The sequence below is a fragment of the Aquimarina sp. ERC-38 genome (assembly GCF_026222555.1).
Lineage (GTDB): Bacteria > Bacteroidota > Bacteroidia > Flavobacteriales > Flavobacteriaceae > Aquimarina.
The window spans coordinates 269,513-292,877 of record NZ_CP098511.1 but is presented as its reverse complement, the minus strand read 5'-3'; the positions used below and the strand labels follow the sequence as shown (position 1 = coordinate 292,877).

At 35.5% G+C, this 23,365-nt stretch carries 19 protein-coding genes; 10 read left to right on the top strand and 9 right to left on the bottom strand.

Annotated features, from left to right (window positions below; all coding sequences use genetic code 11):
• Positions 1–5: 5 nt before the first annotated feature.
• Complete coding sequence (locus NBT05_RS01360) at positions 6–1,328, top strand: hypothetical protein (RefSeq protein WP_265771628.1); 1,323 nt, start codon at positions 6–8, stop codon at positions 1,326–1,328.
• Positions 1,329–1,336: 8 nt separating this feature from the next.
• Here NBT05_RS01360 and NBT05_RS01355 read toward each other — a convergent pair whose 3' ends face one another.
• Positions 1,337–1,948, bottom strand: coding sequence for an SPOR domain-containing protein (locus NBT05_RS01355; protein WP_265771627.1), 612 nt, complete (start codon positions 1,946–1,948; stop codon positions 1,337–1,339).
• A gap of 290 nt (positions 1,949–2,238) precedes the next feature.
• Here NBT05_RS01355 and NBT05_RS01350 point away from each other — a divergent pair, with 290 nt between their 5' ends.
• Entirely contained in the window at positions 2,239–6,201 is a 3,963-nt protein-coding gene (locus NBT05_RS01350) for a T9SS type B sorting domain-containing protein (protein WP_265771626.1), read from the top strand.
• Positions 6,202–6,245: 44 nt separating this feature from the next.
• Positions 6,246–7,238 carry a type IX secretion system membrane protein PorP/SprF gene (locus tag NBT05_RS01345; RefSeq protein WP_265771625.1) on the top strand — a complete coding sequence of 331 codons (993 nt, stop codon included), beginning with the start codon at positions 6,246–6,248 and terminating at the stop codon, positions 7,236–7,238.
• A 61-nt stretch (positions 7,239–7,299) separates the two neighbouring features.
• On the opposite strand, the gene NBT05_RS01340 is transcribed toward NBT05_RS01345, so the two are convergent.
• Entirely contained in the window at positions 7,300–7,467 is a 168-nt protein-coding gene (locus NBT05_RS01340) for a lmo0937 family membrane protein (protein WP_265771624.1), read from the bottom strand.
• Positions 7,468–7,793: 326 nt separating this feature from the next.
• Here NBT05_RS01340 and NBT05_RS01335 point away from each other — a divergent pair, with 326 nt between their 5' ends.
• From NBT05_RS01335 to NBT05_RS01315, 5 genes are all read left to right on the top strand, one after another.
• On the top strand, positions 7,794–9,125 hold the full coding sequence (locus tag NBT05_RS01335; RefSeq protein WP_265771623.1) for a D-arabinono-1,4-lactone oxidase: 1,332 nt from the start codon (positions 7,794–7,796) through the stop codon (positions 9,123–9,125).
• Complete coding sequence (locus tag NBT05_RS01330) at positions 9,094–9,759, top strand: HAD family hydrolase (protein ID WP_265771622.1); 666 nt, start codon at positions 9,094–9,096, stop codon at positions 9,757–9,759. The genes NBT05_RS01335 and NBT05_RS01330 overlap by 32 nt, the downstream gene beginning before the upstream one ends.
• 485 nt (positions 9,760–10,244) lie before the next feature.
• Positions 10,245–11,117: a pirin family protein gene (locus tag NBT05_RS01325; RefSeq protein WP_265771621.1), complete on the top strand. Its 873-nt coding sequence runs from the start codon at positions 10,245–10,247 to the stop codon at positions 11,115–11,117.
• A gap of 300 nt (positions 11,118–11,417) precedes the next feature.
• Positions 11,418–11,846, top strand: a complete 429-nt coding sequence (locus tag NBT05_RS01320; protein WP_265771620.1) for a PepSY-like domain-containing protein — start codon at positions 11,418–11,420, stop codon at positions 11,844–11,846.
• Between the two features lie 448 nt (positions 11,847–12,294).
• Entirely contained in the window at positions 12,295–14,688 is a 2,394-nt protein-coding gene (locus tag NBT05_RS01315) for a glycosyltransferase (protein ID WP_265771619.1), read from the top strand.
• 21 nt (positions 14,689–14,709) lie between these two features.
• Here NBT05_RS01315 and NBT05_RS01310 read toward each other — a convergent pair whose 3' ends face one another.
• From NBT05_RS01310 to NBT05_RS01295, 4 genes are all read right to left on the bottom strand, one after another.
• Entirely contained in the window at positions 14,710–16,197 is a 1,488-nt protein-coding gene (locus NBT05_RS01310; RefSeq protein ID WP_265771618.1) for a glycoside hydrolase family 130 protein, read from the bottom strand.
• Between the two features lie 233 nt (positions 16,198–16,430).
• Complete coding sequence (locus tag NBT05_RS01305) at positions 16,431–16,712, bottom strand: hypothetical protein (protein ID WP_265771617.1); 282 nt, start codon at positions 16,710–16,712, stop codon at positions 16,431–16,433.
• 402 nt (positions 16,713–17,114) lie between these two features.
• On the bottom strand, positions 17,115–18,134 hold the full coding sequence (locus NBT05_RS01300) for a helix-turn-helix transcriptional regulator (protein ID WP_265771616.1): 1,020 nt from the start codon (positions 18,132–18,134) through the stop codon (positions 17,115–17,117).
• 22 nt (positions 18,135–18,156) lie between these two features.
• A complete protein-coding gene (locus tag NBT05_RS01295) occupies positions 18,157–18,318 on the bottom strand; it encodes a hypothetical protein (RefSeq protein ID WP_265771615.1) in 162 nt (53 codons plus the stop codon).
• A gap of 393 nt (positions 18,319–18,711) precedes the next feature.
• Between NBT05_RS01295 and NBT05_RS01290 the strand changes: the two genes are divergently transcribed.
• Positions 18,712–19,953 carry a cation:proton antiporter gene (locus NBT05_RS01290; RefSeq protein WP_265771614.1) on the top strand — a complete coding sequence of 414 codons (1,242 nt, stop codon included), beginning with the start codon at positions 18,712–18,714 and terminating at the stop codon, positions 19,951–19,953.
• 201 nt (positions 19,954–20,154) lie between these two features.
• On the opposite strand, the gene NBT05_RS01285 is transcribed toward NBT05_RS01290, so the two are convergent.
• Positions 20,155–20,745, bottom strand: a complete 591-nt coding sequence (locus tag NBT05_RS01285) for a nitroreductase family protein (RefSeq protein WP_265771613.1) — start codon at positions 20,743–20,745, stop codon at positions 20,155–20,157.
• A gap of 187 nt (positions 20,746–20,932) precedes the next feature.
• On the opposite strand from NBT05_RS01285, the gene NBT05_RS01280 reads away from it, so the two are divergent.
• A complete protein-coding gene (locus tag NBT05_RS01280) occupies positions 20,933–21,916 on the top strand; it encodes a type I phosphomannose isomerase catalytic subunit (protein ID WP_265771612.1) in 984 nt (327 codons plus the stop codon).
• Between the two features lie 413 nt (positions 21,917–22,329).
• On the opposite strand, the gene NBT05_RS01275 is transcribed toward NBT05_RS01280, so the two are convergent.
• Both NBT05_RS01275 and NBT05_RS01270 read right to left on the bottom strand, forming a co-directional pair.
• Complete coding sequence (locus NBT05_RS01275; RefSeq protein WP_265771611.1) at positions 22,330–22,776, bottom strand: response regulator; 447 nt, start codon at positions 22,774–22,776, stop codon at positions 22,330–22,332.
• 25 nt (positions 22,777–22,801) lie between these two features.
• Complete coding sequence (locus NBT05_RS01270; protein WP_265771610.1) at positions 22,802–23,359, bottom strand: helix-turn-helix domain-containing protein; 558 nt, start codon at positions 23,357–23,359, stop codon at positions 22,802–22,804.
• Between the last annotated feature and the right edge of the window lie 6 nt (positions 23,360–23,365).

Sequence of the window (23,365 nt, the reverse complement as noted above, 5' to 3'; positions counted from 1 at the left end):
GCGGTATGCTATCTATTGACAAAATCCGAGAAGCCGCCCAAACTGTAGAAAACAGATCTTTGCTCTTCTTGTTTTTGATAACCATCCTATATGTATTTAGTAAAGGAAGTATTATGGAAAGAGATACCGGGAGTTATCTACATCTTACCATTATAACTACCCCAGTTTATCCCTTATTTTTATACGGGTTTAAAAAAATCTTTGGAATCGACGGTTTAGGGCCTTATGTACTAACCGTTCAGTTGATCTACGGATTATACGCCATATGGTTTTTTATACATAAAATTAAATTTCATTACCAGTGTAGAGCCTACTTAACGATTGGTTTTAGTGTGATACTGCTAGTACCTTTCTGGGACCCCGGAATTTTGGTGGCCAATAGAATAGTAAGTGAAGCTTTGGCCTATCCAACTTTTTTAATTTGGTTAGGTATCGGATTAAGTTTATTACATACGTATCAGGGCAGAAAACTATTCTATTTTTTTACAGTATTATTTATTCTAATCTCCTTACGTCCTCAATTTTTCTTTATTCTACCGGTTTTAGTCATTAGTTTACTCTACGCATTAAGTATCCGTATCGCCAAAAAGAAAATAATATATACAAGTCTGCTTATAGTACTGCTACTACCTGTTGCCCTAAAGTTGTTTGAAAAAAGTTACCATTATGCCATGAGGGGAGAATTTGTAAGTACGGCAAATACCGGGGTTCAAATTATGGCAATGCCATTTTTTGTAGCAGACCAGGGGGATTTTGACATCTATAAAGAACCTTTAAAGCAAAATTATTTTAAGTACGTCTATCAAAAAGCAGATAGTGCAAGGGTTTTGCAAAACTATTATAAAGCCTCTTTTGACGATACTTCTTACCACCATCTTCATAAAAATTATGCGGATTTATCTTTTGGGATCCTATCAAAAAAAGGAAGATTTTTTCTCGGAAAAGAAGATAGCGAATCTCAGAGGATACTTATTAAAAACAATGATCTGCTAATAGCAATGTGGTTGCCATTAGTGCTGGATAATTTTTTAAAATTTACCAGGATTTTCTTTCAAAATTTGCTGAATGCTTTTGACGGATATATTCTCTTTTTCCTTCATGTATTATTGTTACTATATTATACGTCTCAAGTAGTAATACATCGTAAAAGAAATACAAAAGATAGCTTTATGCTAATTTTATTCTTATTGCTTTTTAGCAACGCAGTTTTAGTATGTCTGGTAGAACATAGTATTGACCGCTATTTTATTTATACCCGTTGGATATTAGCCTTCGCAATAATTACATTTATACAACAGGTAGTTCAGAAAGAAACTACCAGTAAGTAAATATCAAATTATCTTGTTTTCTCAATTTTTATACGCTTTCCGTCTTGGTAAGAAGCTATAAAAGCATTTTTTAATCCTAATTTTACTATTTGTTTTCTAAATTGCTGCGCTTCTTTAAGTGTAGCAAAATTACCAATAGCGTATTTATTAAAAGGTTCCCCACGTATCTCTTTAAAATTCACAAACTTTTCAGAGTATAGCGATAAATCCATATTTTCGTTACGGTACGCACCAATTTGCACGGTGTAGACCAATTCGTTATTTAAAGAAGGTTGTTCAGAACTTGTAGTATTCTGAGCCAATTCCTTTTTTATTGATAACTCTTGGATAGTAGATTCTAACTCTGTAATTTTATTTTGATAATTAGCAATTTCCGCAAAGTATTGTTCTTTTGGAATCATAGTATGATCCATATTAAAAAACTGGTAGTATATGGTGCTGGCAATACCGATAATAGCCAGAATTCCCAGAAGAATCGCAGCAATTTTATACTTTTGAGTTTCTTCTTTACGATCTTCAATTTGTTTATGATGGGTATAGTTGATTACTCTTTCTTGTTGCTTTGCTTCTTCAATCTGGGTTCGATAATCCAGTAGTTCATTTTCTGTTAAAAAAGGCATACTTCTAAATTTTATAACGTAAATATAAGATATTCCTAATATTTTAAGAAATTTTTAATATTACCAGGGGATATTTTGATCAATACCTAGATAAAATTAATGCGTTTATTTTATTCCTATTAAATTCGGTCAATAAGCCTGTATAAGGCTTTAATTCAAGCTTTTTATCGAGTATATAAGTTTCTTATCGAATAGCTAAAATATGTTAAAATAAAGATAAGATAATTACCGTTATTAGCACTTAACTAAAGTTACCTTTGGCTGTTCAAAAACCAATTAAAACACAAACTGTGAAGCATAAATTACTATCCCTGTCTCTATACTTTTCCGTAGTACTGTTGCAATTGTTATATGCACAGTCAGCAACACTAACAACATTGTCCGGTGCTACTACTATTTGTAGAGGTACTCAAATTCAAATTAACCTGGCCGTTAATCCACCACGACCAAGTGGGGCAACAAGCCAATATAATGTTCAATGGAATAAGGATCAAGGTAATCCAAATATTGTTAATTGTAGTTTGCCAGCACCTGGTGGAGCCTGTTCTTTTATTAGGTTTACGCCTCAAATAACAACTATTTATTCAGTTGTGGTAAATGGACTGCCATCAGGACCTCTCTTTGATGATATAGAAATAATCGTAGAAGATGTACCGGATGCCGGTTTTGATACGACCCTATTTTTATGTGGTAAAACGGGTATTATCAATTTATTTAATGAACTAAACGGGACGCCTCAGATGGGTGGTACCTGGAGCAATGGTACCGGAACTTATGATACCTCAAATCCAAATGGGGGGGTTTTTACCTATACCGTTGCTGGCGGAACTGCCTGTCCTCCACAATCTGCTACGGTAACCGTACGCCCCTGTAACATAACAGATATTGACGGGGATGGGGTAGATGATACGACTGATCAGGATAAAGATAATGATGGGATTCCAAACCTTGAGGAAGATAGCTATTGTAACGGAGGTATAGGCTCTACAACACCTATCTTTATATTAGAAGAAGATTTTGGTTTTGGAGGTCCAACACGTAGTCGTTATGCGGTGCCTGATTTAACTTATAATCCGGGACTTCCTTTAGACGGTGGAAATGGCGAATATAATGTAGCTACTTCTACGTTTCTATTAACTGCTCTGGGAGGAACTGTACAAACCTTTTTATCTACTGACTTAAATAGAAACGTAGATGCAAATGGTGATGTAAACGGGCGCTATATGGCGATTAATATGAATACTGCTTTCTTCGCTAACAAGCCCATTTTTGAAGTAAGAGACCTGCCGGTTACTCCCGGACTTACGTATGATTTTAGTATGGCTATTGCAAGTTTACATAATGACCCGGGAGTGGTTAGACCTGATCTAACTATCGAAGTGGTAGATCAGGCAACTAATACGGTACTTTTTGATAGTAATTCCGGTCCTATTCCTAATGGTACTGATATGTGGATTCCTGTAACTGGTAATTTTATAGCTCCTGCTGGTACTACGGTGGTTGCTATTCGGGTAACTAGTCGTCAGACGATGACCGGTTTTGGAAATGATGTAGGGATTGATAATATATTCCTTTCTACCAGTGCATGTGATTTTGACAGGGATGGAATTCCCAACTCAGAAGATTTAGACTCTGATAACGATGGGATTTATGATATTGTAGAAACCGGAAATGCCGGAGCAGATACAAATGGGGATGGTCGTTTCGACGGAGCAATCAATGCTACCGGTTCAGGTACTATAACCCCTAATTTAATTGATACGGACGGGGATGGTACTAATGATAATTATCTGGATATTGATTCTGATAATGACGGAATTGTAGATAATATTGAGGGACAAACTACATTAGGATATGTGGCCCCTAGCGGAATAGACGGTGATTTTAACGGAGTGGATGATGTATATGATCTGAATGGTACCCCAGTTGTACCTGTAGATACAAATGCTGATACGGAACCGGATTATGTAGATACAAACTCCGATCCGGCTACCGGAGATTGCTTGACCGATACAGAAGAAGCTTATGACATAGATCAGGATGGTACTCCGGACACAACCCCCTCAGGACGTGATATGGATAATGACGGATTAGATGATGCTTTTGATAAGGTGGTATTAGGACGATTAACCGGAAATACTAATGCAGCTAATACTGATGTGCCTACGGCTTTCCCTAATAATTATGACCCAGGTACTCCTGAATTAGATTGGAGGGAAGAATATATTGGTTTTACCGAATCTTTTACTGAGTCAAGTTGTACGTCTTCAACGGCTCCATTTGATTTGTTTACTTCTTTAGTTCAGGCAGCAATACCAGGGGGAACCTGGACAGGTCCGGCTGGTGGACCTCCTCTTACTAATGGGGATAGAGGGACCTTTACCCCGGGTTCTAACATAACTGGAACCTATACCTATGATTTGACCGTTCCAGGTTGTCTGCCTCGCCTGGCTACGGTAGATGTAGTTATAGGTACCTTAGGAAATGCTGGTATTAATGGAATGGAAACCACCTGTAGTAGTGCAACTACTTTTACGCTCCTTTCACGTTTAGGAGGTACGCCGGATCCCGGGGGAGAATGGTTTTTTAATGATCCTATTGCCGGTAGCGTTCAGTTTGGAACTAATGACCAGGGAGATTTTAACCCTGCAACAGATCCAGGGGGAATATATACGTATACAGTAGGTACCGCCGGATGCCAGGTAAGTGCAAATGTGGAGGTAATTATACAACCTGGAGCCGATCCCGGATTAAATAATGCTATACGCTTATGTTCTACGGATGGTCTTACTGATCTTTTTAGTCAATTAGGTGGAACTCCGGATATGGGAGGAACCTGGACTGGCCCGGGACCGACGACTAATGCAGATAGAGGTACCATTGATCCGGCTACTGCTATTCCTGGGGATTATATTTACACTATATCAACCTCTACTTGCCCAATTCCGGCAACAGCGCTGGTAAACGTTTCTGTAGATTTAACTCCGGATGTCATGATAGACAGTACCGTATGTGCTACCAATCGTACTACGTATGATATTAGTTTTACAGCCAATGGAACCTGGAACTATTCTCTTACGCCTAATGTAGGAACGGTGAATGTAGCTGCTGGTACGATTACCGGAATACCCGATGGAACTGATGTGGATATCACCGCAACTAATCCAAGTAATGCAGCTTGTACTACTCAGGTTTCAGTAACAGCTCCGGATTGTTCCTGTCCTTCTGTAGCACCACCGGTAGATATTACTGCAAGCGGGCAAGATTCCAGTTGTTTTGGAGATCCTAACGGTTTACTGGAAGTATCCGTAGCTGCCGGGTTAACTGCTAACTGGTATGATGACAATAACCAATTGGTTGTAGCAGGTAGTACCAGTTATACTCCGGTAGTAGATCAACCCGGAACGTATATTTTTTCGGTAGAAGCTGAAGATATGACGATTAATTGTACCAGTGGACGTATTAATATAACCTATGAAATTGTAGATATACCTATTATCGACCTGGATGTAACCGGAGTATTATGCTTAAATGAAGATGGCAGTGTTTTTCAATCCGGAGTAAACGGTCTTCCTGAAATTCTTTCGGGTTTATCCCCAGCCGATTTTGACTTTCAATGGAGTTTTGAAGGTACCCCTATTCCCGGGGAAGTCGGTGCTGAATTACTTACTGTTCTGCAGGCAGGTACGTATGCTTTAACCTATACGGACCGGGTTACCGGATGTTCTGAAACCAGCCAGGTCATTGTAAATTCCGTACGGGCTATTCAACCGGGAGACTTGACTTTATCTTTATCTCGCGGACAGTTTGCAGATGAAAATGACCTGATTGCAGATATGCCTTTTGCCGGTAATTTTGAATATAGTCTGGACGGTGGTCCTTTTCAATCCAGTAATGTTTTTAGAAATGTACCTCTGGGACTTAGAGAAGTAGTGGTACGTGAGGTCAATGGTTGCGGGGAAGATATTAGTGAAATTAAAGTTTTTGGTTTCCCTGCTTTCTTTACGCCTAATGGAGATAATAACAACGATTTCTGGAATGTAAAAATACAGGGAGATGATGAGATCCCTCCTATGGAAATTTTCATATTTGACCGATACGGTAAATTATTACGTAGACAAGAACCGGAAGATTTAGGATGGGACGGTAGTTTTAATGGTCAACCATTACCTTCAACGGATTACTGGTTTACAGCCCGGTTAATGGATGGTACCGGCATTGAATATAGCGGACATTTTAATTTAAGGAGATAAATTCCAATATCAATAAATTAATGATAACAATAAAAAAATATATTTTGATAAAGCATTTTTGGATATTGGTTTTTGCACTTTTGATGCAAAGAATATCGGCTCAGGAAGGCTTACCTATATATTCCGATTACCTAACTGATAATTATTACCTGATACATCCTTCTATGGCAGGTGCAGCAAATTGTGCCCAAGTTAGAGTTACCGGACGTAGGAATTGGGTAGGAAGTAACGGTGATACCCCTGGGTTATTTACCGCTGCTTATAATCAGAAAGTAGGAAGCAGATCAGGTATAGGAGCCAATTTTTTTACTGATGAAAATGGTTTTACCCAGCAAACCGGAGGATATGTAACTTACGCCCATCATCTAATGTTCTCCAGGGATGAATTGGACTTAAATATGCTTTCTTTTGGATTAAGTGCCGGAGCCATACAATATAGTATTGATCAAAGTTTATTCAATGATCCTACTGATTTGGCAATTTTGGATGATCGCTTAAACAATACGGAGTTTAATATGGATATAGGAATGTCCTATCAATTATATAACTTTTATACTCATGTTACATTAAAGAATGTTTTAGAAAATGCCGGGGTAAATAGTGATATGCAGGTAACGAGTAACCTTAGAAATTTATTAGTATCTACAGGTTATACCTTCAGTCGTGCTGGCAGGGCTTGGTCTTTAGAACCTTCTGTGCTGTATTCATATCGCTTTGGAACACAACAAAGTTTTGCCGACTTTAACCTAAAAGGATATTACGATGTGAGTTTTGGTAAGGTTTGGGGTGGTTTTTCATATCGAACCAGTCTGGATGCTTTAGAATTCGTACAAGGTTCTGAGATCAGAAATCAAAATTTGAAATATCTTACACCTTTTGTAGGAGTTAATTATAAGAATTTAATGTTTGCCTATACCTACTCGTATCAGTCTAATCCTATTGTTTTTAACAACGGTGGATTTCATCAGATTACCGTAGGGTTAAACTTTGCCTGTAGGCCTAAAAGATATCCTTGTTATTGCCCGGCGGTGAATTAAAATCATAGCCTTTCCGGCAAACTTAAAAGTGATTTAAAAATGATCCGGTCGGGAAACCTTTTTATAAGGGTTTGCGACCAGTAATGATGTTATACAGTATCACAATGATTGCAATTACCAGTAATAAATGAATTAGGCTACTGGTTCCTAACCCGGGTACAATACCTAATAAACCTAACAACCACACGACAATAGCAATAACGGCAACTAACCATAAAATACTTCTCATTTCTTTAAACTTTAGAAAGGTAAAGTACAAAGTACCTACGTTTTTTAAGTGCTCATTAGATAATTTTAGTAATGTAATGTATACAATTCTTAAAAATTTTAAGAATTCTATTTGAAAATGTTAATTTATTTTTAAAGGTGAAGTTTTTATCAGTTTAATAGTTAGCAACAAATGAATTTAAATTTTACGATTCTATTAGTGTTTCAGCTAAATATTGGGTATTTGCTATTCGTGTACGATCTACATGGATTGCGGTAAAATTTTGTTTGTTAGGACGGCTTCAAATCCATAAAAAATCAACAACTTCGTAGTAAAATTACTAGACTATGGAAGCTCAAAAAATATGGAAAAGTTGGAATGAAAATGTAAAGCATCCTTATAAAAATTTGTATGAGGTTCGTACTGAAGAAGAACTAAGTAGCATTGTTGCAAAAGCAGATAACATCCGAATCTTTGGTAATAAGCAATCTTCGGCAGATATTAGTGCGGGGGTAGATACCTTAATTGATATACGTTCTTACGATCAGATTGTTGATATTGATAAGGAAAAAAAGCAGATTACCGTACAATCTGGTATGCGTTTGAGTACCTTATTAGAAGAAATAGAAAAACTGGAGTGGTGCATCCCTTGTCTTCCTGATATTAATACAATTACTATTGGAGGTGCGCTTGCTACCGGAACGCATGGTACCAGCGGATATATCCTGGCAGAGTATGTTCACGAATGCCGATTGGTATTAGCAGACGGAACCATTCGTATTGTAAATGATGGGGATGAATTGATGGATGCTTTACGAGTATCTTTAGGTTTATTAGGAGTGGTGTCTGAAGTTACATTTCAATGTGAAGCAGAGTATATTCTACACGTTAAAGAAGGACCTCAAAAAGATAAGGAGTGGTTGCCTAATATTACGGAAAACTTAAAGAAGCATGACTTTCTTAGAATTCTATGGTTGCCCCATACTGGTTACGGCTATGTAATTACCGGAGATAAGATTCATAAGGATAAGGAGGTTGTCGTAAATAATGGACCGGCATATTTAAAACACCGTAGAAAAGTATCTAAAATATTATATAAATATTCACATAAATTTCCGTGGATTACAGGAATTGCTAATAAGATTTTACATAGGATTTTCTTTAGTTCTCAAAAAGAACATAAAGGTTCCTTGTATCAGGCAACAGTAACCAAATCCAGAGGTTCTACATTAGAGTTAGCAGAATGGACGGTTGCCCTGGATAAGTTTCCACAGTTATTCCAGGAATTAAAAAAAGAATTGAATGACTGGAGTAACGATGCTTTTGTACATATTCCTATGGACGTTCGGTTTATATATAAAGATAATTCCTGGTTAAGTTATGCATACGGGCAGGATACGGTAACTATGGGATGTGTATCTAGAAATGCCGAAACAGCAGATACTTATGAAGCTTTTAAAACCGTAGAACGGATCTTTTTAAAGTACGGAGGACGACCTCACTGGGGTAAACGTTTTGTAGCAAAGGATAAAGAACTAAACAAGATATATCCGAAATGGGAAGATTTTAAAAAGCTAAGGCAGGAAATGGATCCTACAGATAAGTTTTTGAATCCTTATCTTGCGGCCTTGGTAAATAAAAATAAAGATGTTCGTAAAACCGAAAGCGTTACTGTTTGATTTTGACGGAGTAGTGGTGGATAGTAAATCCGTACACTATAATGCCTGGAAATCTGCATATCACTCATTATTTAATAAATCCATTGGAGACTTTCCTGAATTCTTAACAGGAAAGTCTCCGATGCAAATAGCAGAACATTTTGCTACGGAAGCAGGTCAGACGGAGAGTGCGGAAGCCCTGTATGATTTAAAAGATGAGCATATTGTTACGAATAAAGAACTTCCGGACTTATTGCCCGGAGTAGTAGCTTTACAAAAATGGGCAACTTCACAAAACATTCCATATGGGATTGCCAGTAATGCCACCCGGCAATTTTTAAAGAAAAGTGTAGTGGGTTTATCTTTGGATTTTCCTGTATATTTTGGGTTTGAAGATTATAAAAAACCGAAACCCGACCCGGAAGCCTATAAAACTTTAGCAAACGCACTGAAGATGAAGTCCGAAGATTTTGCAGCATGCTGGATTTTTGAAGATAGCCTGGTAGGCTTAAAAGCAGCTAAAAGTGCCGGGATGTACCCGATAGGAATTTTAACTCAATATAATCAGGAACAGTTGAAAGAAGCAGGAGCCCAACTTGTTTTCCCTACGTGCAAAGAAGCATTTTTGTATGTGAAAGAAAAAAGCGCTTTATAATTTGTCGTACACTTAAGACCCCAAAGGTTTCTAAAACCTTCGGGGTCTTAATAGTTGCTGGTAACTCAATTTGTTACTGTCTCATTCAACGCAGGTAGCACGAATAACCCGTCAAAAGTTACGCTACGATTCGGGCTTTCCTTTAATTTTTGGAAAGCAATACTACGATGGATAAGATAATTTAGAAGTAAAATGTACCTATATATAAAAGATCGCCATTTTACAAAGTTAAAAGACCCCGGGTGTACGACAAATTTCCGTAAATAGAGATTTTTATAATTTTTCAATTTCTAAAATTGCTTGATTTTATTAAGTTTTTGTTCCTGAAAAAATTAAGTTATCAGCAAAATCGGAAATTTGTCGTGCACTCATATATTATTGACTCCTAATGATAGTTTAGGTTTTATAGATTTTCACAAAAATTTACAAAATTTAAAAATGGAGTTCTTCTCTTATACAATATATTCGTTTGTAAAGATTTGTATATGTCTAATATCGGATTGATTATAGAAGAACGAAGTAGGGATATCGGAGATTTTCTGGTAGGTCGATTATTGCCTTTTAGAAAAAAACGAATGGTAGGTCCGTTTATATTTATTGACCATATGGGCCCGGCTACCATTAAACCCGGCAACTACCTGGATGTAGGTGAACACCCTCATATCGGATTGTCTACCTTGACATATTTGTTAGAAGGAGCTATTATGCACCGGGATAGTACGGGAGCAGTACAGCGTATTAATGCCGGAGATGTAGGTTGGATGACCGCAGGGAACGGAGTGGTACATACAGAGAGAACCCCATCTGATTTGAGAGATGGGAGTACACATCATTTACATGGTTTTCAGATATGGGTGGCACTACCCAGGGATAAAGAAGAAATGGCAGCGCAGTTTTCTTTTACCCCGGGAGCCGATTTACCTACCTGGACCGAAGGTGAGCTTTCCTATAAATTAGTGGCAGGTAAAGGATTTGGTTGTACCTCTTCTGTTCCGGTTTTCTCTTATCTTTTTATGATTGAAATCATATCAAAAAATCAGGCTTTACTTGATATTAATAAACAAGTATCAGGAGAGGTGGGGGTTTGTATTGTAGAAGGTTATATTGAAGCCTGTGGAGAACGTATTGAAAAAGGAAATATATTAGTTTCCAAATATAATGATGCTTGCGTAATGACCGTTGGTGCAAGTACAAAACTTTTGTTATTCGGGGGTGAACCTTTTGAAGAAGAACGCTTTATTTTTTGGAATTTTGTTTCAAGTTCTAAAGAACGTATTGAACAGGCAAAAGAAAAATGGAAGGCTAAAGATTTTACGATGGTTCCCGGAGAGGATGAATATATTCCTTTGCCTACTTAATTTCAATTTGAAATATTATAAATTGACCTGTGATGCATTTGAATAATAATTATAAAATCTGTCAATGGTAGTATTTCGACCAAAGGAAGAAGTGTACTTCAACCAGTTCAGCAGAACTATGAAGTCTTTCGAACAGGCTCAAGATGATTAGGATTTTAGTCAAAAAAGCTATTCTCGATACATTTTTTCTTCATTTCATTACGAAAAAACACTCGAATTGACGCTTTTTTCCAGAATGTGCTAGAGGTTATTAATTAACTAGGTTTCATTAACAATTGATGTAAATAAAGAAAAAATCATATGAAAATCATTAAAAAATTACTATTCGGATTAAGTGTTTTTCTTATCATATCCTGTTCTCTAGCTCAGGAAAAGGTGCCGGAAGCGGTGCAGGTAGCTTTTGAAGGGAAATACCCGGGAGAGAACGATCCAGATTGGGAAGTAGATGCTCATGGTAATTACGAATCTCATTTTAAAATAAACGGAATTAAACTACGGGCTGATTTCAAACCGGACGGAACCTGGATCGAAACCGAACAAAGTATAAAAAAGAAAGAATTGCCAAAGGTAGTCCAGAAAAAGATCGAAGAATTATATAGTGACGAGGAGATTACTGAAATCGAAAAAGTAGACCACTATCAGAAAGGTGTTTTTTACAATATTGAATTTAAACAAAAAGGGAAAAACAAAGATGTAGAAATGACCGCTGATGGTCGATTCCTTAACTAAGGAAAATGCTAATTCATTAGTGTCCGGTAAGGATTCAAGATCGCTATCGCTTCTAGACTCAAGACTCAAGACTAATTATTATAATATTGAAAATTAATATTATAATAATTATTAATGTCAAAAAAAATTACTTTTATAAAAGCATTTTCTAAACACGCTAAAGTTTGGAATCACTCTGTTTTACTGTGCTTTATAAGCTATTACCTATTTTACCTGGATACTTATGATACAAAGCATAATTTTTAAGTATAACCCCGGGAATTTGTTACTTCTCTAATTCTCTTAAGGAAAAGTGAATAGAATAACGTTATTACGATAAATTCTAACAATAGTGAAGGTAAAGAGGTATTGTGGTATGTTTTTAGGTTTTTTTATCATGCTTCCACTGTAATATAGCACAATGGTAATCTTATAAAGCACAGATAAATGGCTAATGTTGATGAACTTTATGATTCTAATTTTAGTCCAGTTATTTATGCGAATCACCAGATCAGATAACACACTTTCCACTACACAGACGTTAGATCAATTACTAACTTCTACTTCTAAAAAAACCATCAATATTGCGGTATTATCCTCTTATCCACCCAGAGAATGTGGAATTGCTACCTATACGGATGATCTGATTACTGCTTTGCAGGCTAAGCATCAAGCGGATGTAAATTATCATATGATTGCCATAGATAGCAATAAAGAACGCTACGCGGAGATTGCTATGGTAAAACAGGTACTAGATCCTGGTTCTGATCAAAGTTATCAGGATTGTATCTGCTACGTGAATACGGGGGATATAGATCTATGCATCATTCAGCATGAATTCGGTCTTTTTTATAAGAATGAACCTGGTTTTTTTCAGTTTTTAGAACAGGTTTCGGTTCCGGTACTAACTGTTTTTCATACGGTACTACCACGTCCGGACGATATGATGTATCAAAAAGTACGTTCTATCAATCAGTATGTGGAACAAATCATTGTAATGACGGAGAAATCCGAAGAAATTCTAATCCAGGACTATCAGTTAGAAAAAGAAAAAATCAGTGTGATCCCACACGGGACTCATAAAGTAGTACCAAAAAATACGGATGCCCTTAAGAAAAAATACAATGCAGAAGGTCGTAAAGTAGTTTCTACCTTTGGGTTGTTAGGACCTGGGAAGAGTATAGAAACTACACTACATGCGTTGCCTTCCATCATTGAAAAGCACAAAGACGTATTGTTTTTAGTATTAGGAAAAACACATCCTAGCCTCGTAGCCGAAGAAGGTGAGAAATACCGGGACTACCTGGAAGGTATAGTAGAAGAACTTCAAATAACCGAACATGTCCGGTTTGTCAATAAATTTTTAGAGATTAACGAATTACTGGATTATCTACAGTTAACGGATATCTATTTATTTACTTCAAAAGATCCGAATCAGGCTGTGAGTGGGACTTTTTCTTATGCGGTAAGTTGCGGATGTCCGATCATTTCGACCCCTATACCTCATGCCACGGAAGTGTTAAGGGATGATGTAGGTCAATTATTTGATTTTGGAGATAGTAAAGGTCTTTCCGAACTAGTGTTGGAATACTTTGATAACCCTACACATTTGCATACGATGTCCTTAAATGCACTGCATATATCTTCTTTTAATACCTGGGAGAATTCAGCAATCAATCATGTGTTGTTGTTTAACCATTTTTTGAAAGATAAGGAACTATCCTTTAGCATTCCGGAGACTAATATCAATCATATTTTAAAACTGACTACGGATTTTGGGATGTTACAATTTTCAAAATTTAGTTCGCCTGATATAGATTCCGGATATACCTTAGATGATAATGCCAGAGCACTTATTTTTGCACTGGAGTATTATGAAGAAACCCGGGATATTCAGATTTTACACGCTTTAAAGTTATATCTGGAAGTCATGTTATTTTGCTACCAGCCGGAAACAAAAAGCTTCCTGAATTACGTAGATTATACGGAGCAATTTACAGATCAAAATAACGAAGACAGCCTGGAAGATAGTAACGGACGGGCTATTTGGGCTTTAGGATCGTTTATAAAACACCACGAATCCTTACCAGATATCTTTCAACCTTATGTATCAAAGGTATTATTAATCATTCAGTCTTTTATTAGTCATAGTGAGGCAGTTTCACCCCGGAGTATTGCTTTTACTATTAAGGGGCTTTTACATAGTATCGCGATCAATAACAAAGAATTACAACTACTTATTAAAAATAAAGTTACCTATTATGCGGATATTCTAATCGGACAATACCGGGCAAACTCAGAGAAAGACTGGGACTGGTTTGAGCCTTCTATTACTTATGGGAATGCAATCCTACCGGAAGCACTTTTATTAGCCGGAGATTATCTAAATAATAATGCAATGATTGAAGTGGCGGAAAAAGCAATCCGCTTTTTAGTAAAACACACAAGTAAAAATGGATATATGGAATTAATTAGCAACAGATCGTGGTTTGATAAAGGAAATATCGAGCACAGAGAAGAAGGAGGGGAGCAACCTATTGATGCATCTTACACCACAATGGCATTGGCAAAGTTTAATGACATTTGTCCGGATAAAGGGTATGACAAGAGCTGTCGAAAAAGTTTTGAATGGTTTCTAGGTAAAAACCGATTGAATCAGGCAGTTTACGATCAAAATACCGGCGGTTGTTACGATGGTTTGGAAACCAAATATGTAAACTTAAACCAAGGAGCAGAATCTACGGTATGTTATCACCTGGCAAGTAATGCGGTAAGAAGTATGGACAAAAAGAGTAAAGCTACCACTCCCATCGCACAAAATTTAATAAATTTAAAGACAAAGCAGTCTGGGGTTGCCGTATAGCAAACCCGACTGCTTATTTTCTTAAACTGGAACCGTAAAATCCTGGTTGATTCCGTCTGATTTAATCTGATTAAGGACCGCCCGGATATTTACGGTTGCATAAGAAGAACTGTAATCCGATACAGCGTAGGGTAAAACCAGTTCTTCGTTATGAATAATCGCTCCACAGGAGTATACTACATTAGGTACATACCCTTCTCTTTCATTTTCCAGGGGAGCAAGTAAAGGGCTTTTTAACCTTCCGATTTCTTTAGTAGGATCGTTCAGGTCAAAAAGGGCTGCTCCGATACAGTAGCGTCTCATCGGACCTACTCCATGAGTGATAATTAACCAGCCTTCTTCGGTATAAATCGGAGATCCGCAATTACCTACTTGTGTAAATTCCCAGGGATATTGTGGTTCCTGTATTTTAATTGGGTCGTTCCATAGTGTGATACGATCCGAATACATCAGGTAATTATTAACTCCGTCTATTCGAGCTAGCATAGCGTATTTACCGTTAATTTTTCTAGGGAATATGGCAAAGTTTTTATTTTGTGCTCCCGTACCATGTAAAGGCATTACCCTAAAGGTTTGAAAATCATTGGTAGAAATTAGTTTAGGTAAAATTGTATGACCATCATAGGCGGTGTATAACCCATAAATGGTAGTACTGCCATCATCTTCCTGAAACTTAACAAACCGCGCATCTTCAATTCCCTGACTTTCCGAAGGGGAAACAGGAAAAATAACACGTTCTGAAATATCAGAATCCATACTAAAATTAATATCGTAGTAAGAATCTACTAACCAGGTAATTTCTTCGAGGGCAATCTTCTTATTATAACTTACGGGTTCTTTGGTTACGATTTCCTTAATTACTTTTTTCAAGTCATGGTACTCAAAACGATCTGAAAGTCGATTAGTAATATCATATACAAACTTTTCCGGCACTTCCATTTCTACCAACTTCTGTACAAAACGTTCTTTATTATACGATTGCTTTTGTACAATTTTAGGTAGATCAATATGGTTACGAGTTTTTGATAATTTAAGGTTATTATGTTGGTCTAGAACGCCCCTTCTAAATACAATGGAAGACAAATGCCCTTCTCCGGTAGCTCTTAGCGATATGATCACTCTTTTCTCGCCGTTTTGTAAAAAGGACTGGTCAAAATCTTCTATGATAGAAGGGTTAAACAGTGCTGCAGATTCGATAGAATACTCCATCGTGGCATAGGCACCTAGCAGTAGCTTTCTTTCTTCTGATAAACCTTGAAAATCTACTTTATGGTGTTCGAATATAGGTGCCAGACTGCTGGCATGTGTCATAAAAATTCGGGAAATATTACGATGGCGCCCGGCAAACTCCATAAATATATGATTCAGTTCGTTTAAAACCTTTTGATCAGATAAGGTATTAAGGTTCTGAAGAAGTTTTAATACTCTTTGATCTCCATTGTTAAAGAAGCGGGCAACAACCCTGCTGGAATCCGGAATAAACTTTAGGTTATGTCTCTTTACTTTCATAAAAGATATATATAGAAGTGGTCGAAACCCTTTCTTTTTCTACAATAATTTAAAGAGTAATATTACAATATAATTATAGTATGAACCTAAAAATGCAATAAAAAAAGAGGCTCTTTACAAAGTATTTGTGCCTGATATTATTTTGAACAAACTAACTTTGTCAGTTGTTTAAAATATATCTCGACTTACTTTACAAAAAGCCTTTTCTATTCTATTGAAAATCCAGTAGTGTACTACTCTTCTTCTTCAATTTCGTTATCATAAGAAGAAAAACTATCTTCTTGCGGTACGTTATTTTCATTGTTATAGCTTGAGGTAGAAACTCCCTGTCTATTCTCCGAAGAGATTTCCTGACCGTATTCCTGGGTTCCGGTATTGCTATTGCCTCCTAATTGTTCCTGTGCAGATACATTTTGATATTCAGAACGGTACTGCGGATTATCGGCAGCGTATTGTTGATTTTCCGAACCTTGTAAATTTTGACTTTGATCTTGGTTATAATCTCTATTTTCCATGATAATTTTTATTTTAATAATTATAAGGTAAAGATAATTGATTGATGTATTATATTCAATTTTTTAACTATAATATAATTAATATTATAAAATTATTTAATATAAAACGTTAATTATTGAATTATGTGTAATTTGAGTTAGTAATTTTACGGATTGGTTACTGAATATAAATGGTGTGGAAAAATTCTCGAACCTGCGTGTTTGGACAAAATGGGATAAAGATTTTTATCAGTTACATCATATTTTTTATGAATGGGATATATAGCTAAATTAACATGAAATAATATGAATCTTCCATGTCATTTAATATTTATTTAGCTATACAAAAAAAACTGCAGAAAATGAAATTCATTCTCTGCAGCTTCCTCACACAAACTTACAAACTCTACTCAAAAAAAACTTTTATGCGCTAATTGCTTTAAATCGTTGGCTTACCTGGTAAGCTCTCGGACTGCAATTGTATCTTTCTTTAAATATTTTAGAGAAATAACTTCTACTAGTAAATCCTATGGTATATACGATCTCAGAGATGGTTAAATCTGTTGTCTTAATTAGGTCTACCGCTACATCAATTCTTACATTTTTAATAAAGTCAGTAACTGTTCGACCAAATAAATGTTTAAAACCTTCCTGTAATTTAGCGGCAGAAATACCGGATTGTAGGGTTAAATCTTTAATAGTATATAATACCTCAGGCTTATCCTTAATTTGCTGACCTAGTCCCTGTATAATTTTTAAATCTCTCTTAGTTAAGGAGCCTACCTGATCGTGCATGGTATCAATATCATTCTGGTGATGTTGGATTTCCATAGCCAAAATCAATTGTACGGTACCTTCAATTAATAGTTTACGTACAATTCCTTGTTCTTTAATATCATTTATTCTTGAGATTTGATCAATAATTTTTAAGTTATAAGAACCTACGTAGTTGAATGAATTGTTAATCAATTTCTTTTCAAAAAGATGATGTATATTCCTGGTTAGGTTTGATATCTCTTTTTCTCCTTCATGCATACATACGGAGATAATCGTTACTTTAGTATGTGTGCCTTCTTTAAAAAATAATTGTGTTCTTTTATTTTTGTCAAAAACAATAGCTGTTTGAAATTCTTCAATTAAATGTTTTTCATGGCTATTTTCATACGTCTGTATCAATTGATTATGATGACAGTATAAGAAATGCAACGGATTTAAAGAAAGCGAAGCTAAACTAATAGTAACATCTTTATCCGCCTTGATATCAAATTCTAAAAATACTTTATTCGTATTTACACGCATACCTCTTACAGTCCCTTCAACACCGTCAGTCTGAATGCCTAGATTGTACTCACCATGTGTATTTGTTAAAGAACCGTTTAATTGAGATTGAAGTTCTTCAAAAATAATCGTTGCGTCTGTCTTAATGTCCAATATCGTTTCCATAAAGTAAGTGTTTGTTTTATTTTTATTTCTGATAGCTGTTTTTATTCATTACGGTTACAAATGGTAATTGTAAAATTGTCATATGATTTCTACTGAATTTATTTATCTGTGATGACAATCTTTTCAATCCGGAAGCAGGAGCTTTAAAACTTTTTCCTACTCTTGCATTTTGTTTTGGTAACATTTCTACTACTAATTTGTTTTACAAAGATGCATCTCCATACCTCATTTGGTATTACATAATTTCTCAAAAGTGTTATATAATTATAATTATGCTCATATGAGTTAAAGTTAAATAGTTGATAATCAATTTTTTAACTTTTTAACTATTGTTTTGTTTAATTAAATGAGTATATATCTTTAACAAAAATTTACAGCTTGTAAAATCATTATAGTGTCATTTTTGAGAATAAAAGTTGTTTTACTGCTGATTGCTTTATTCCTGTAACTACTATATTTCTTTTGGAAACCTCTATTTTTTTATTCCAATCTTAAAACAACCTAATTTTTATGGTATCACGATAGTAGAAGCTTCTGATTACTTCTAATTTTATCCTTATACATATAATGATTATATATGGAAATTTATCTCTGGGTTACCTTATTGGGGTTCTCGACTTTATTAATGGCTTATTTACCTATATTATGTCAACGTCTGCAAATAAGTTACACCATCCCTCTTTTAGTAATAGGTATGATCATTATATATCTCGTACCTACGGTAGAAGACACGGTCTCAAATATCTCTTTAAAATTTGTAGAAAAATTTTCTGAGATTATTGTAATCATTAGCCTAATGAGTGCCGGATTAAAAATTGGTCTTAAATATAGTTGGAAAGAATGGCGTAATCCGTTAGCCCTGGTAGGTGTGGCTATGCCTGTTTGTATGTTGGCTATTATTGGTATAGGGGTATATATTATGTATTGGCCTCTGGCTAGTGCATTATTACTGGCGGCGGTGCTTACCCCTACAGATCCGGTATTAGCCTCTGAGTTACAATTAGAGGATCAAACTAATTTGGATAAAAAAAATACGGGATTGCGTTATGTATTAACTGGAGAGGCAGGTATCAATGACGGACTGGCGTTCCCCTTTGTTTTTATGGCAATTTTAATGTCAAAAGCGGATCAATCCGGGACATCCTTTGATAGTACGGAATGGTTTAGTTTTTATCTGGCTTATAAAATAGTGGCGGGTGTACTCTTAGGTGCTGCGATTGGTTATGCGTATAGTTGGACGATTTCTTTTTTTGATAAACCAGTTAAGAATACCATACTAAATGGATTTGTAGGAATATCTCTAACCCTTTTTTCTTATGGATTTACTGAAATTTGTCAGGGATACGGATTTATCGCGGTTTTTTTTACTGGTCTGTTTGCACAGTATCATGTGGATAAAAGTAAAGATGATCATCCGGAAAATGCCATGGTGCTTTTTGTAGAAGAAACAGAAAAGTTCCTGGTAGTCATATGGATATTGTTATTTGGTGCCTATATGGCTTTACATGTTTTTCCGGAAGGTACCTGGATTCATATTTTAATTGCAGTGACTTTTGTTTTGCTGATTCGGCCGGTTGCGGGGTTTCTTTCTATTATAAAGTCAGGTTATACCTTTAAGAAGAAAATGGCTATTTCTTTTTTTGGTATTAGGGGGATTGGATCTATTTTCTATTTAAGTTATGCACTTTTAGAAACATCTTTTGAGTCTAGTGGTGCCATTCAGCATATCACGATCTGGACTATTTTTATAAGTATTATTCTTCACGGATTAGTTAGTAAAAGAATTATTAGTTATTTTCAGAAATACAATCCGGGGTAGTAGTTTTTTAAGCGGAAGTAAAGTGCTTTTTATTTTCACCAATAGTTAGGACAACTACTGTCTACATGAAATATAAGTGGATTATACAAAGTTTTGCAGTCATTCAACATGTATAATCATCAAGATTAGATAACCGAACTTCCTAGTGGACAAGAATTATTATTTAAAATAAATCGCTTTATATATTGAACGATATAAGACTTACCAAAAATTTTGATGTACAAATTGGTGTGTAAATCTCCTAACGATTCTATTAGATGGAGATTTAATTCGATTTGTCTCCGTACGTGTAGCCTGATGTGCTTCTGTTTTATAACCTAAAGCCATAATACCACCTGCCCGTATATATTCCGGAAGGTTAAAAATCTTTTCGGTATTGGGAAGCATTGGGCTATCAATAAGATATAGAGACAAACCTAATTCTTCTGCCTGAGCTTGCATACATGCCATACTTCTATGTAAATCCTGTTTTGCAAATATATTTGTATTTCCAAAACGATCGTATGTTTTATAACATGATAACATCAGTACCGGAGCCTGAATAGCCCAATCTTTGTCTTCATCGTTTATACAAGAAAAAAGCAAGTTATACGAGGTATGGTTTTGACGGGCATATAAATAATGCCAGGGTTGTTGATTTTGATCACTGGGAGCTCTTCGGGCTGCTTCGAATATACGTTGGAGTACAATTGAAGAAATCGTTTTTTCTCTGCAAATGTCATTTTTCTTAATAGCATAATTGCTATTGGGCAAGATTGCAAAGTTTCCGTTTTGACAGGGTGCTGACTGCATTTCTTTTATTATTAGTGAGTTATCTGTGACGAAGCATCAATATAGGTGACTTTATAGGGAAATACTAGCTATTTTGGATATTTTTTGAACTATATCGGGCATAAAAGGTGTTTTTAACTTTATTTAATTAAAATTCATTACAGATCATACTTTACAAATAATTAAAAGAACTTTGGAAAAAAAATAAATGAAGACGTTGTATCCTTTACAGTTTGAGCCCATTTTTAAATATCGCATTTGGGGTGGTGATCAATTGAAAGATATTTTACATAAAAATACGGATCAATCTCAAATAGGGGAGAGTTGGGAAATATCAAACGTAGAAGGAGATGTTTCTACGGTAAAAAACGGGGAACTTAAAGGTGCTTCGCTAAGGACATTAATTGAGGATTATAAAGAAGCCTTAGTAGGTAAACGTGTATATGAAACTTATAAAAGTGATTTTCCGTTACTGATTAAATTTATAGATGCCAATCTACCGCTATCCGTACAGGTGCATCCTGATGATGACCTGGCCCGAAAACGCCATAATTCCTTTGGTAAAAATGAAATGTGGTATATCATGAACGCTGATGCTGAAGCCAACTTAGTCATGGGGTTGAAAGAAAGTGTCACTAAGGAAACCTATCAACAGGCGGTAGCCAATGAAGAAATCGGAGCATTGTTAAACCATACGCCAGTTAACAAGGGAGATACCTACTACATTCCTGCCGGAAAGGTACATGCTATTGGAGCAGGTATTCTTCTAGCTGAAATACAGCAGTCTTCTGACATTACCTACCGTATTTACGATTATGATCGGGTGGATAGTAAAACAAATCAAAAAAGAGAATTACACCTGGATCAGGCACTGGATGCTATAGATTTTGATAGTTCGGATAATCAACCGGTTTCTTATAATACTACTCTAAATACTCCTGAAAAGTTAGTACATACGCCTTATTTTAAAACAGATATTCTAGCAATAGATGGTTCTATGGCTGAGGATGCTACAAATACGGATACCTTTATTATCTATATGAATGTAGGTGATGTTGAAGTTACTTTTAAGGTGGGTGATGCTATCAGTACTTTAAAAAAGGGAGAAACACTATTTATGCCTGCAACCATCACTAATTTTACCGTACAAAGCAAAGCTAAAGCTACCTTATTAAAAGTGTATATGGGTTAGTAAAGCCATTTTTGTAAAACCATGAGGACATTAGTAGCTATCTTATAATGCATCTAGTAAAGTCGGATTGATGTTTTTTTCCTTAGAAGTAAAGTGTTCGAGTTTGTCTTGGCTCTAGTTTAAAATTGCGTAGATGATTCTAATTCATATAAATTAATCCCATCCCCAGCTCTTCTCAAAGGAAAGGTAGCTAAAAGTCCTTTCCTTTAGAAAGGATTTAGAATAGGATAGATAACTGTAAATAAGATGGTTGGGTCAATTTAATACACCAGTACTATTGTAAACTAAAGCCTTTGTTTTTTAATAAAGTAGTGGTGTACTATGAATTGAATATTTCAAATATTCGTATGTAGTTTGAAAAAGAAATTTGAAAATAAGTGCTATTACGTATCTTTATATGAAGCACTTCTAAATTATATACTTAAAAGGAAATTCTCACGGTTGAGATTAGAAGTGTGGTACTGCCAGTTTAATTTTAAAACCTTTGCAATGGCTTTTTTAAGTTTTGCAAAATCATTAGGTTTATTAATATAGATATTCGCTCCTTTTATAAAAGTCTTTTCTACATCAGTATCTGAAGAAGAGGTTGAGTAGATAGCTACGGACAGATCTTTTAATCTAGGGGTGTTTCTAATCTCTTCCAGGCACTGTATACCATTCTTAATAGGCATATTTAAATCCAGAAAAACCAGATGAGGCATAGGTTGACCGGTTAGTAAGAGATAATCCATAAACTCTTCTCCATTACTAAACATCAACAACTGCGTCTGAATATCTACTTCTTCAATAGCATCTTGAAAAAGTAAACGATCATCTTCATCATCGTCAACTAAAACTATTTTTAATACATCTAATTTCATATAATTCCCCCTAAACTACTCCGGTTTAAAATTTTACTTCACTTTTACGCGCTTTTATAATACGTTGAAAAGCAGTCGGTGTCAATCCGGTAGTTTTTTTAAATTGAGTTGACAAATGTGCTACGCTACTATAACTTAACTGATAAGCAACTTCAGTTAGAGTTAAATCTTCTGATAATAATAAGAGTTTTGCCTGATCGATTCTTTTTAAAATTACAAAATTCTCGATCGAAGTATACGTTCCTTCAGAAAAAATACTGGATAGATACGTATACGAGTATCCTAATTTTTCAGATAAATAAGTAGATGTTTTTAGTTGTTTTTCTGCATTTGATTCTAAGATCATTTCAGAAATAGCATCTTTAATACGCTGTATGATTTCGCTTTTATGATCATTGATAATTTCAATACCGTAAATAGAAAGAAGCGTGGATAATTGCTTCACCTCATCCGCGCTAAGCGTCTGCTTAAATTCAATTTCTCCCAAACCATTTACCGTATAATCGATATCGAGTTTGGACAATTGTTCTTCAAGTGTCTTTTTAAATATTATCTGTATATCGTATTTAAGATATAACTTCATTCGCTT